This window comes from Streptomyces sp. XY006, assembly GCF_002237655.1.
Lineage (GTDB): Bacteria > Actinomycetota > Actinomycetes > Streptomycetales > Streptomycetaceae > Streptomyces > Streptomyces levis.
Genome location: NZ_NOKT01000021.1, coordinates 1 through 12,495, shown reverse-complemented (window position 1 = coordinate 12,495; position 12,495 = coordinate 1). Strand labels below are relative to the sequence as shown.

Sequence of the window (12,495 nt, the reverse complement as noted above, 5' to 3'; positions counted from 1 at the left end):
AACCACTTCCGTGGTCCCTACCACCGGGCACCGGCCATGCGCGGCCGCATGCGTATCGACCGTGCCCCGATGATTAGCCGCTTTCACATGGGTCCACGACGGGTCACGCCGAGCGCCCACCGGTAGAGATCCGGAACCTTGAACAATCGCTCAGACGCGTCGCTGTCGATGACCTCCAAAAGTCCCGCTTCCTGAGCCAGGACGACGAGATCCTCCTCGATGTCACTCAGCGCGTCCTCAGTCACAGGTGTCCGGCCATAATCACGCAACGCCTCGGCGACATGCCTGAGCTCCTGGAACTCCTCGTCCAGCAGAGCCGACAAGGCCTTGTCGCTGACGCTCTCCAGACTGAGCGCAAGGCTGCGAGGCCGGAGGACAGAGCGGTCGTAACCACTCCGTTTCTCTTCTGCGCGTTCCCAGTCCAGCGCTGCCGCGAAGAGCTGCAGCAGGGCGCGCGGCGAATGGTCACCGTTGCCATCCGCGAGTCGATTCCACACCCAGTTCGCCGTGAAGGCGGTGCGCTCCCCGCGCATGCGCTCGCCTACCAGCGCATTCCAGGCGACAGCCACCTGCTCAGGGCTCCACGCCGCCACCTCCTTCGCGGGAAGGGCAGAGTCGAGCACGGCCAGCACATCCGCGAAGGCGGACGAGCGTACGGCCCGCTTGAGGACGACCTTGAAGTAATCCTCTCGGTCCTCCCACTGCAGGCGACGGGAGAGACCGAAGAAGTGGCTCTTGTTCTCGAAGCGGAGCCCTTGCCAGATGTCTTGTCGTACGAAGACCTTCAGTCGAATCCTGTGCAGGCGCGATGCGAGGTCTGCCTGCTTTGTCAGCAACCCGGCAATCGCGGCCGACCTACGTGAACGCTGAACCGGCGAATGGCCGAAGGCCGTGTCCAGGCCATCGAAGAGCAGGAGGACACCGCGGTCGCCGCCGGCGTCCACACGGCGCAGCCAATCACCGCATCGCAGCGGACCCATCGGATCGTCGAGAACCTTGAAGACGGCCTGCGTCACCGCGAAGTCGCCGTCCTCAAGGTCGGCGAGGGCAGGGTGGGGGGCTCCGAACTTTTGAGCCGGGCCGTATGACTGGTGAATGGCAAGAGCCATCAGAACCTGCCAGAAAGATCCCCAGTCAAGGCCTCGTTGGTCGAGTGCACCGCCGACAGCTGCATAGTTGTCCGGTCCGAAAGACCACGCTGGACGCCCTCTGTACTGGTTCGGCGTCGTCACCAACACGGATTCCCAGCTGACGAGTTTGCCAGCCGCCAGCCACCGGAACAGAGCCGTCTTGCCCGTCCCCTTACGACCGAGGATCAACGGCACATCGGGGGCAGCCGTCTCGTTGACCTGACGTGTCACAACGTAGTCCTGCAAGAACTCGTCGTGGTCGAGGATCTCTGCCGTACCCGTCGAAAACGAGAGCTGCCGGAGCGCCTCGACCTTGCTTGCCGAGGTCCGGTTCTGCACAGCCAGTGCAGGCGCCGGCTCGGGCACGATCTGCACGATCCAGTCGGCGATACGCGCATACGGCGATAGCTGGGCCCGCGAGTCGCCGACGGTGTCCGCGAAAGCCACTTCGGCGTTGTAGGGGATCATGTGCGTGATCTCTTCGGCCGAGAGCCCCTGAGCCTCTCGCTGGGAACCTGCGGGCGCTGTCCAGGCCTCGACCCAGGACCTTGCACGCTCGGCCAGGCGGGTGGCGCTGATGCCGGGAGGCATCGGCGACACGACGAAACGCGGCTCGGGCGTGAGAGCTCGGTCGGCGGTGCTGCGTCGCGTCGTGGCACTCATCAGGGCCCTGGTGAGCATTTCCGTGCCCACCCGCGCTTGAGCGTGGGGATGAAAACAGATCACCGCCATGTCGGAAACGTCGAACAGCAGGGGCGCGGCGACGGGACTGACACCGGTGCGCGAGTCGATCAGGATGACGTCGGGCGAGAGGTTGGACTCGCGGACATCATCGATGAGGCGATGCAGCGCATTGGTCCGCTCGCGGTACCAGATCTCCGGTTCGAGCGCCCGCAACTGTGCGGCGTAAGCGCTGTCGATCCGACCGGCGGGCATGCAATACAGCCGGCCGGCGTCATCGACCGGAATGAGATGCTTGAGCACTGGCCTCTGGTCGCCGAATTCGTACCGGAGCAGCGCCGCCACCACGCCCTGATCGGCTTCGACCTCGCTCTCGATCCCGAACAGGGAGTCGAGGCCAGGCGCCTCGAGATCCATGTCGATGCAGACGACGGTAAGCCCATGGTCACCACTGAGGCGACGTGCGACCGACGCCAGCGCGGTACTGCGACCCACTCCGCCCTTGAGGCTGTAGAAGGTGACAACCGGTGCCGAATCGAGGTCCTCGTCCAGATCGCTGGCGAACCTCACGGAGGGCAGGGTGCGGGTAGCGTCGTTCGCGCGCTCCAGAGCAGACGTCCAGTGCGGCACTCGCTCGTCATCATCCGCGTGGTCCAAGTCGCCGTACCACTCGGCTTCCGCCGGGGTGAGCAGCTCCCAGGTATGCACCTGCCGCAGCACCTCGTCTTCCAGACGGGATACGACCTTGGACTTCCGTTCCTCAGGGGTCCAGGAGCCGAAGCTGTCACTCTCGGCGCGAACCAGAAGACCCCCGGCATCACGGACGACATGAACCACTGCCGCAGGGACAACCTCTCGCACGGCCGCCACGATCTTGTCAGTGGAGTCATGGTCGGACATCACATCGGCCTTCCTCATCCGTTCCACCTGCGCCCAACAACTCCGCGTCGGGAGTTTGCCTGCCGGATACGCGTCGCCACCCAGCTTGCCAGCTCTCTCCCCCCCTTGAGCAGGTCTTTTGGGTCGACGTCCGCCGGCAGGCGAGTCTCATAGCGCAGTTCCGTACCCCAATGGGCGATGAACAAGTCGGCATGCCCCGGAGGCGGCGGAAAGCCGGCAGACCGCCACAAACCTCGCAGATTGTGCCCCTCACTCCCACCTCTGGGGAAGCGAATACCGTTCAGCTGCAAATACGTCTTCAAACGACACTCGACCACGTAGCCGGCCAAGTAGACGGCCCCCAGGTAGTGCCCTGAATCGGTCAGAGCTTTGACCTCTGCGGCACGCACACCAGCCACAGCTTGGAAGTCAGCCACTGACTCCCCCCTCCGTCCCTGTTGCGAACACACCAAGGCTCTCCCGAACCCTGTTGCAGCCGAGACGACGGAAGCCCCCCAGCCAGGCTGGGAGGCTTCCGTTCACAGTACCCCCGACCGGATTCGAACCGGCGCTACCGCCTTGAGAGGGCGGCGTGCTAGGCCGCTACACAACGGGGGCGTGGATCCTGCGTTTCCGCAGGTCCGAGCTGGTCTACCTGGACTCGAACCAAGACTAACTGAACCAGAATCAGTCGTGCTGCCAATTACACCATAGACCAATGTGGTTTAGACCAGTCAGTACCCCCGACCGGATTCGAACCGGCGCTACCGCCTTGAGAGGGCGGCGTGCTAGGCCGCTACACAACGGGGGCCCTAGCAGCTCTGGATGATCGTCGATCGTCCGGAACCAGTACCCCCGACCGGATTCGAACCGGCGCTACTGCCTTGAGAGGGCAGCGTGCTAGGCCGCTACACAACGGGGGCTTGCGGATCGGAATCCGCTGGCGCAGATGAGCTCTGCGAGCTGGCCTACCTGGACTCGAACCAAGACTAACTGAACCAGAATCAGTCGTGCTGCCAATTACACCATAGGCCACTGGAACGCAAGCCCCTGAGGGGATCTTGTTCTAGTAGTGCGCCTGGGGCTTGTGCCTTCCGGCCCGCTCCCCGCGGCGCAGGAAGAACATTACCCGAAGGTGGACGGGGCTCCAAAACGAGTATCCGCGCCGAGCAGAGACGGCAGTTCGGCGAGGGAGGCGATGCGGTGCGGGCCGACGGGCGGTTCGATCGTGGCGTACACACCGCCGCGGTCGATCCACACCGACAGCAGGCCGGCGTCGGCGGCGCCCCGTCCGTCGATCTCCGGGTGGTCGCCGACGTAGGCGACCTGGTGGGGTGGCAGGCCGAGGAATTCGCAGGCGGCGAGGAACGCGCCGGCCTCCGGTTTGGAGATGCCCAGTTCCGCCGCGCACAGGATCGTCTCGAAGCGGTCGTGGACGCCGAGGGCGCGCAGCTTGCGGTCCTGGACCTGGAGGCTGGAGTTGGAGAGCACGGCGTGCCGGTGGCTGGCGGCGAGGGCGTCGAGGACGGGCAGGACGTCCGGGAAGAGCGCCCAGGCCGCCTCGTAGTGGGTGATGTACCGCCGGTACCAGGCGTCGGCCTCGTCGTCGGTGAGGTCCCGGTCCAGGAACACCCGTACGCGGTCGCGGCGCTGGGCCTCCCAGGTGGCCTCGCCGGCCGCGAAGCGGGCCCACTGCCGGCCGGTGACCTCCCGCCAGCGGGCGAGGGCCTGCTCGACGGTCTCGCGGTCGTCGAGCAGGCCCTCGGCCGTCAGGTGGGCGCGCATGCCGAGGCGGTCGGCGGTGGTGTAGTCGAAGAGGGTGTCGTCGACGTCCCAGACCACGGCGCGGATGCTCATGGTCCGACCGTACCCGCGGCGGCCCGCTCTCAGCCCAGGGTCATGGTGCCGGAGAGCGTGAGGTCCGGGCCCTGGCCGTCGCGGGGGTGGGCGGTGAGCTTCCAGGTGTGGGTGCCGCTCGTGGCGCCGCCCGAGTCGGTTCTGCCGTCCCAGGCGGGGCGCACGGCGGCCCCCGTGGAGGCGCCGGTCAGGGTGCGCACGACCGTGCCGGAGGCGTTGGCCAGGGTCAGGGTCCAGGTGGACGGCTTGTTCAGCTGCCACACCGGTGACCAGGGGAACGACGTGCCGATCACGGACGGCGAGTAGACCTGGGCCTCCATCTGCGCCAGCGGCGAGGTGGGGACGCCGGCGGGGACGATGGAGACCTCGCCGTACGTGCCGTTGAGGTGGGCGATGTGGCCGCCGAAGCGGTCGACGGCCCAGCGGCCGTTGCTGCCGCCGGTGTTCTGGTCCGTGGCGGGCAGCTTGACCAGGGCGCGGGTGGTGGCCGTGCCGGTGTGGAAGTCGGTGAGCAGCAGCTCGTGGGTGGTGCGGTTCTCGCGGAGCAGGAAGCCGTCGGCGAGGCGGGCCGGGCCGTGGTCGGCCGGGACCGTGATCCTGCGGTTCGTGGCGCGGTCGAGGACGCCGGCGGTGGTGCCGCAGGTCCAGTAGAGCCAGGTGTTGACGGCTTGCAGGTCGGTCGGGGTGCAGGGGGCGCCGGTGGTGACGGTGGTGGTCGTGCCCGTCTTCAGGTTGCGGCCGGTGGCCGTCCCCTGGGTGCTGCCCGGGGTCCACAGGGTCTGGCCCCACACCGCGGCGGCGGTGCGGTCGCGGGTGAGCACGGTCGTTCCGTTGGTGGCGCCGCGCGGGAAGTCGACGACCCGCTGTCTGCCGGAGCCGCCGTTGTAGAGCACGTAGCGGCCGGTGCCGCCGGCGATGCGGCCGCCGGAGTCGCCGTCGGTGGGCGCGGTGAGGAGGGTGGTGGTGTCGAGGCCGGTGTTCACCACGGACTCCTCCCCGTTCGCGTCGGTGTGCAGGTGGCTGACGCGGCCGTCGCCCAGGGCCTCCAGCTGGGGGCAGGCGGCGTCGCCGCCGAGGCAGGTGGGGGCGGCCAGTGCCGGACTGCGCGGGGTCTGGGGGCCGGTGGGCCGGCCGGTGGCGTCCAGCGGGAAGCCGCTGTAGCGGAGCGAGGCGCCCGGGGTGGCGCCGTGCAGGAGCAACTCGCCGGCGCCGACGGCCAGTCCCTGGACGGCGGTCGCGGCGGCGGGGACCCGGGCGACCTCCGTGGTGGTGAGGCCACCGTTGCCGTCGAGGCGGATGCGGTGGATGTTCCAGTCGAGGCTGGAGGGACCAGCGGTGGCCAGGGCGCCGCCGTCCGGCGTCGGGCCGATCCCGCCGAACGACGAGGTCAGCACGGTGTCCCTGGCTCCGGTGGCGAGGGAGCGTGCGGTCAGGGCCGCCTCGGTGCCGCCCAGGACGAAGTCCGGGTTGCCGAGCAGGAGCCGGTCGCCCACGACCGCTTCGAGCCGCTCACCGGTCCTGGTGAGGGCGGTGGGCTGGGTGCCGGGCTCGGAGTCCACCCGGATCGCCTTCCAGTCGGCGACGAGCCAGCGGTCGTTGAAGGCGAGCTCCGGGGTGGCCTCGTCGCCGGTGACGTAGGTGCGGAAAGTGCCGTCGGCGAGGTCGACCAGGCCCACGGAGGTCCTGCCGTCCAGCGCGTAGACGATCGCCAGGCGGGTGACCGAGCCGCCGGTGCGGTAGACGACGGGCCGGGCGCCCGCGGGGAAACCGGTGACAGGGGTGTCGGCGGTGACCGTGCCGTCGGCGGCGCGCAGGACGTGCAGGGCTCCGGTGGAGTCCAGGGTCAGCACGCTCCAGCCGACGGCGGCCCGGTAGGCCTGGTCGGCGGGGAGGGTGACGGTGGCGGTCACCCCGGTGGAGCGGTGCCGCTGCACGACCTTCTGCCCGTCGCGGGTGGTCATGACGTCGGTGCCGCTCGCCAGGTCGTCGGGGCCGGCGTGGGCGGGCGGGACCGTGTCGGGGTAGTCCACCGTGGTGACCGAGCCGGTCCCGGGCCGGTACTGGAAGCCGGAGGCCCCGGCCCACGGGTAGTCGACGGTCACGCGTTTCTCCGTGACGAGCCGGACCGTGCCGACCGGTTCTCCCGCCGCCGCGGCGGCCTGCGCGGGTGCGGTCGGCACCGTGCAGGACAGGGCCAGCACCCCGCCGACGGCCGTGTAGACGAGTCTTCGTGAACGGCTCATGTTCCTCTCCCCCTGGACCAGGGCGCACACGCGCACCGTGCGCACAGGGGGCATCCAACGTCCCGGCCGCGGACGGGAGTCGGCCGGAACGGTGAACTCCGGGTGACGACTGGGCGGACACGGCGAGGGCGGCGCCCGAACCGGACGCCGCCCTCGCCGGAACCGTGTGGTTACGCGGCCAGCTTCGCCAGCGCCGCGTCGATCCGGGCCAGGGTCTTCTCCTTGCCCAGGACCTCCAGGGACTCGAACAGCGGCAGGCCGACCGTACGGCCGGTGACGGCGACGCGGACCGGCGCCTGGGCCTTGCCGAGCTTGAGGCCGTGGGCCTCACCGGCGGCCAGGACGGCCTCCATGAGCGACTCGGCGGAGGTCCAGTCGGCGGCCTCCAGCTTCTCGCGGGCCGTGCGCAGCAGGGCGTCGGAGCCCTCCTTCATGGCCTTGTTCCAGGAGGCCTCGTCCTCGGCCGGCTCCGGCAGGAACAGGAAGTCGACGTTGTCGGTGATCTCCGACAGGACCTTCAGCCGGGTCTGCGCGTGCGGGGCGATGGCCTGCCACTTCGCCTCGTCGAAGGCCTCCGGGGCCCAGGGGGCGAACGGCGCCTGCAGCCAGGGGCGGCAGCGCTCCGTGAAGTCCTTCACGTCGAGCATGCGGATGTGGTCGCCGTTGATCGCCTCGCACTTCTTGAGGTCGAAGCGCGCCGGGTTCGGGTTCACGTCGGAGATGTCGAACGCGGCGACCATCTCGTCGATGGTGAAGACGTCCTGGTCGGCCGAGAGGGACCAGCCGAGCAGCGAGAGGTAGTTGAGCAGGCCCTCGGGGAGGAAGCCGCGCTCGCGGTAGAGGTTCAGGCTGGACTGCGGGTCGCGCTTGGAGAGCTTCTTGTTGCCCTCGCCCATCACGTACGGCAGGTGGCCGAAGGACGGGATCTCCTTGGCGATGCCCAGCTCGATCAGCGCCTTGTACAGGGCGATCTGGCGGGGGGTGGAGGAGAGCAGGTCCTCGCCGCGCAGGACGTGGGTGATCTCCATCAGGGCGTCGTCGACCGGGTTGACCAGGGTGTACAGCGGGGCGCCGTTGGCGCGGACGATGCCGTAGTCCGGGACGTTCTCCGGGGTGAAGGTCAGCTCGCCGCGGACGAGGTCGGTGAAGGTGATCGTCTCGTCGGGCATCCGGAAGCGGACGATCGGCTCGCGGCCCTGGGCCTTGTACTCCTCGACCTGCGCGGCGGACAGGTCGCGGCAGTGGCCGTCGTAGCCGGAGGGCTTGCCGGCGGCGCGGGCGGCCTCGCGGCGGGTGTCCAGCTCCTCCTGGGAGCAGTAGCAGTGGTAGGCGTGGCCGGCGTCGAGCAGCTTGGCGGCGACGTCCTTGTACAGGTCCATGCGCTGCGACTGGCGGTAGGGCGCGTGCGGGCCGCCGACCTCGGGGCCCTCGTCCCAGTCGAAGCCCAGCCAGCGCATCGAGTCGAGCAGCTGGGTGTACGACTCCTCGGAGTCGCGGGCCGCGTCGGTGTCCTCGATGCGGAAGACCAGAGTGCCCTGGTGGTGCTTGGCGAACGCCCAGTTGAACAGGGCGGTGCGCACCAGGCCCACGTGGGGGTTGCCGGTGGGCGACGGGCAGAAACGGACACGGACTGCTGGGGCGGATGCGCTAGCCACGCTTGACAACCTTGTTGGTGAGAGTGCCGATGCCTTCGATGGTGACGGCGACCTCGTCGCCGACGTTCAGGGGGCCGACCCCAGCCGGGGTGCCCGTGAGGATCACGTCGCCGGGGAGCAGCGTCATGGCCTCGGAGATGTTGACGATCAGGTCCTCGACGGAGTGGATCATCTCGCTGGTGCGGCCGAGCTGGCGCTGCTGGCCGTTGACCGTGAGCTGGATGGTCAGGTCGGAGGGGTCGAGGTCGGTCTCCACCCAGGGGCCGAGCGGGCAGGCGGTGTCGAAGCCCTTGGCCCTGGCCCACTGCTTCTCGCGCTTCTGGACGTCGCGGGCGGTGACGTCGTTGGCGCAGGTGTAGCCGAAGATCACGTCCTTGACGCGTTCGCGTGGGACCTCGCGGCACATCCGGCCGATGACCACGGCCAGCTCGGCCTCGTGGTGCACCTCGGTGGAGAAGGAGGGGTACTGGATCTCGTCGCCGGGGCCGATCACCGAAGTGGACGGCTTGAAGAAGGCGAAGGGGGCCTCGGGTACCTCGTTGCCCAGCTCGCGCGCGTGCTCCGCGTAGTTGCGGCCGAAGGCCACGACCTTGTTGGGCAGCACCGGCGGCAGCAGCCTCACCTTGCCGACCGGCACCTTCGTCCCGGAGAGCTCGAAGTCCGCGAACGGGATGCCCTTGATGATGTCCAGGACGAGCTCGTCCTGCTTCTCGCCCTCGATGGCGCCGAAGGCGACGTTCCCGTCGATGGAGAATCTGGCGATGCGCACGGGATGCTTGGCCCCTTGACTGAAGCGACTGGAGTCTGACGCTCCAGGCTAACGCGGGGAGGTGTCCCCGCCGTGCGCACGGACGAGGGGCGTCACCATGTCCGGGGACGCCCCTCGAAGTCCGTGCCGGGCCGCGGTGAGCATCCTGCGGCCGGCGCGCGTATGTCCTGGTGTCACTTCGCGGCAGCGGCGGCCGCGGCGGGGATCTCCATGAGGACGGTGCGCTTGGGGTTGGCGGTCTGGGTCGGCAGTTCGACGCGGTGCTCCGGCTGTTCCGGCGTCTGCAGTTCGTCGGCGTCGTCGAGGTGCGCCAGCGTCGTGCGCCGCGGGTTGGCGATCTTGTGGAACATCGTCGTCGTCTTCACTGTTTACTTGACCCTGTCCTGTGACGGGCGCCGCGAGGGTGCGAGACCCCCGCTCGGGCGCGGGTTGTCGGTTTTGCCATCTCTGTAAAGCGTCAGGCTAAACATCAGATTCCCGGCCCCATGGCGGAGGGGTCACGATCGGCGTGTGAGTTTCCTCACGAATCAAGGGTCGAAACGGGCAATACGGACCCCCACCCCACTGCGACGAAGCGGACATTGACCCCCTGAAGCCCTCATTCCGCTCCCGATCATGGCGACTGGGACACCTGTCACCACTCGGCAACTCGCGGGCATGTGCCCGAATTGGGCGAACTCCCTTTCTACGTCCGGTGATCCGCCCCTCACGTGGTGTCACCTATGTCACGGCCTGGCCTACGAGCCTTGTTGGAGATCCTGTGCTGTGCTGGAATGCCACGGACCGCCGCGGGATCGAGCCGGCGCACAGGGGGCGCACAGACGCGCCGAGTGGCGGCCAGAAGGGGGAACCAGCGCCGGTCACTCACGACCACCACGGGGGCGAACTCAGGGCGTCCCCAGAACGCCGACACCGTGCCCCGCCGTTCATCCGACGGGGTGCCTGGTCCAGAGGTTGCGACGCTAGTGCAGGGACGTTTCAAGAGGGATGGCAACGCTTCGGCGGAGCCGGAGCCGCACGGCGGGACTGGCCCCATGAATGGCGGCCCCTCGCCCCAGCACGCCCAGAACCCGGGCCCGGCCGGTGACGGCGGTGAGAGCCCGGGGCGCCCCGGCGCGTCGGCCCCCTCCGGGCCCGCGGGCCCGGCCCCGGCCCTGAAGCCGCCGGCCGGTCCGACCGGCCCCGGCCCGCGAATAGCCCTGCGCAACTGGCGCATCTCCACCCGACTGGTGTCGCTGCTCGCGCTCCCGGTGGTCGCGGCCACCTCGCTGGGCGCCCTGCGTATCAACCAGTCCATGGACGACATCCAGCAGCTCGACAACATGAAGCTGCTGACGGACATGACCAAGCAGGCCACCGAGCTGTCGGCCGCGCTCCAGGAGGAGCGCGACCAGTCGGCGGGCCCGCTCGCGCACGGCGGCAAGGCCACCGACTTCACGGTCAAGGGGCTGCGCGAGAAGACCGACCGCGCGATGAACAACTTCCTCGACTCGTCCGAGGAGATCGACAGCGCGAGCAAGGACGGCAACCTCAAGGGCGTCCGCGAGTACCTCATCCAGATCGCCGGTGAGCTCGGCGATCTGGCGCAGATCCGCAAGGGCGCCTACGCGTCCGAGGGCAACTCCACGCAGACGATCGAGGCGTACCACCGTCTGATCGAGAACCTGATCGACCTCTCCCAGGACATGGCCGAGGCGACCAGCAACCCGGACATGATCCAGCGCACGCGTGCGCTCGCGGCGTTCTCCTCCGCCAAGGAGTACTCCTCGATCCAGCGCGCGGCCCTCGCCGCGGCCCTGCCGGCCAGCAACACCACGACCGGCAAGCTCTCCCCGAACGACCGGCTCTACGCCCAGTCGGCCCTGGAGAGCCAGAACTCCGAGATCCGCAGCTTCAAGAGCATCTACGGCGAGGACGCCGCCGCCGAGCTGCTCAAGCCGATCGAGGACGGCGGCAACTCCACGATCAAGGCCACCGACACCTACGCCGGCCGCGCCCTGATCTCCGCGAGCGGTCTGGCCCAGCAGGACAAGCGGTCCTACCGCGACTGGCTGGACGACAGCTCCACCAAGATCCAGCAGATGAAGAACATCGAGCACACCCTGCTCGAGGAGATGGAACAGAAGGCCCGTGAGCTGCGCAGCGCCACCGAGCGCGACGCGATCATCTCCGGTGCGCTGATCCTGATCGTGCTCGGTGTCTCCCTGGTCGGCGCCTTCGTCGTGGCCCGCTCCATGATCCGCTCGCTGCGCCGGCTGGAGGAGACCGCGACCAAGGTCGCCTCCGACCGTCTGCCCGAGCTGGTCAAGCAGCTGTCCGAGTCCGACCCGCAGGACGTCGACACGTCCGTGGAGTCGGTCGGTGTGCACTCCCGGGACGAGATCGGCCGGGTGGCCGCGGCCTTCGACGACGTGCACCGCGAGGCGGTCCGCCTCGCCGCCGAGCAGGCCCTGCTGCGGGGCAACGTCAACGCGATGTTCACCAACCTCTCGCGCCGCTCCCAGGGTCTGATCCAGCGCCAGCTGTCGCTGATCTCCGAGCTGGAGTCCCGCGAGGCCGACCCGGACCAGCTGTCCTCGCTGTTCAAGCTCGACCACCTCGCGACGCGCATGCGCCGTAACGGCGAGAACCTCCTCGTCCTCGCCGGTGAGGAGCCCGGCCGCCGCTGGACCCGCCCGGTCCCGCTGGTCGACGTGCTCCGCGCCGCCGCCTCCGAGGTGGAGCAGTACGAGCGCATCGAGCTGGCCTCGGTGCCGACCACCGAAGTGGCCGGCCGCGTGGTCAACGACCTCGTGCACCTGCTCGCCGAGCTGCTGGAGAACGCGACCTCCTTCTCCTCGCCGCAGACCAAGGTCAAGGTCACCGGTCACGCCCTGCCCGACGGCCGGGTGCTGATCGAGATCCACGACACCGGTATCGGCCTCTCCCCCGAGGACCTCGCGGCGATCAACGAGCGGCTAGCCTCTCCCCCGACGGTGGACGTCTCCGTCTCCCGCCGCATGGGTCTGTTCGTGGTCGGCCGGCTGTCCCAGCGGCACGGCATCCGCATCCAGCTCCGCCCGTCCGACTCCGGCGGCACGACCGCGCTGGTCATGCTGCCCGTCGACGTCGCCCAGGGCGGCAAGAAGCCCCAGCCCAAGCAGGGCGGCCAGCCGCCGGTCGGCGGTGGCGGTCCGGCCGCAGCGCAGGCCGCGGCCGGTGCGGCGGCGGCCCGGCGGGCCGCCGGTGCCGGCCAGAACGGCGGCGCCCTCGCTGCCGGCGGTGCCTTCGGCGGCGGTGCC

The 12,495-nt window shown here is 69.2% G+C and carries 7 protein-coding genes and 5 tRNA genes; 1 reads left to right on the top strand and 11 read right to left on the bottom strand.

Translation table 11 applies throughout. From position 1 onward, the window contains the following. Window positions 1-83: 83 nt before the first annotated feature. From CHR28_RS23830 to CHR28_RS23780, 11 genes are all read right to left on the bottom strand, one after another. The gene (locus tag CHR28_RS23830) at window positions 84-2,729 is read right to left on the bottom strand and encodes a ParA family protein (protein ID WP_094055731.1); all 2,646 of its coding nucleotides are present in this window, start codon (window positions 2,727-2,729) and stop codon (window positions 84-86) included. A gap of 506 nt (window positions 2,730-3,235) precedes the next feature. Next, window positions 3,236-3,308: transfer RNA gene (locus tag CHR28_RS23825), tRNA-Glu, on the bottom strand. Between the two features lie 28 nt (window positions 3,309-3,336). Next, window positions 3,337-3,408: transfer RNA gene (locus tag CHR28_RS23820), tRNA-Gln, on the bottom strand. Window positions 3,409-3,428: 20 nt separating this feature from the next. Next, window positions 3,429-3,501, bottom strand: a tRNA-Glu gene (locus CHR28_RS23815). A 39-nt stretch (window positions 3,502-3,540) separates the two neighbouring features. Beyond that, window positions 3,541-3,613 (bottom strand) — tRNA-Glu (locus CHR28_RS23810). A gap of 40 nt (window positions 3,614-3,653) precedes the next feature. Next, a tRNA-Gln gene (locus CHR28_RS23805) sits at window positions 3,654-3,725 on the bottom strand. Window positions 3,726-3,815: 90 nt separating this feature from the next. Then, window positions 3,816-4,547: an HAD family hydrolase gene (locus CHR28_RS23800; RefSeq protein ID WP_094055730.1), complete on the bottom strand. Its 732-nt coding sequence runs from the start codon at window positions 4,545-4,547 to the stop codon at window positions 3,816-3,818. Between the two features lie 29 nt (window positions 4,548-4,576). Beyond that, on the bottom strand, window positions 4,577-6,790 hold the full coding sequence (locus CHR28_RS23795; RefSeq protein ID WP_094055729.1) for a hypothetical protein: 2,214 nt from the start codon (window positions 6,788-6,790) through the stop codon (window positions 4,577-4,579). Between the two features lie 170 nt (window positions 6,791-6,960). After that, window positions 6,961-8,445, bottom strand: a complete 1,485-nt coding sequence (gltX, locus tag CHR28_RS23790; protein ID WP_094055728.1) for a glutamate--tRNA ligase — start codon at window positions 8,443-8,445, stop codon at window positions 6,961-6,963. Beyond that, window positions 8,438-9,214: a fumarylacetoacetate hydrolase family protein gene (locus CHR28_RS23785; protein ID WP_094055727.1), complete on the bottom strand. Its 777-nt coding sequence runs from the start codon at window positions 9,212-9,214 to the stop codon at window positions 8,438-8,440. The genes gltX and CHR28_RS23785 overlap by 8 nt, the downstream gene beginning before the upstream one ends. Before the next feature lie 173 nt (window positions 9,215-9,387). Continuing rightward, window positions 9,388-9,579, bottom strand: coding sequence for a hypothetical protein (locus CHR28_RS23780; RefSeq protein WP_179272543.1), 192 nt, complete (start codon window positions 9,577-9,579; stop codon window positions 9,388-9,390). A 600-nt stretch (window positions 9,580-10,179) separates the two neighbouring features. Between CHR28_RS23780 and CHR28_RS23775 the strand changes: the two genes are divergently transcribed. Then, on the top strand, window positions 10,180-12,495 hold a 2,316-nt coding region (locus CHR28_RS23775), incomplete at its 3' end, for a nitrate- and nitrite sensing domain-containing protein (RefSeq protein ID WP_143655881.1).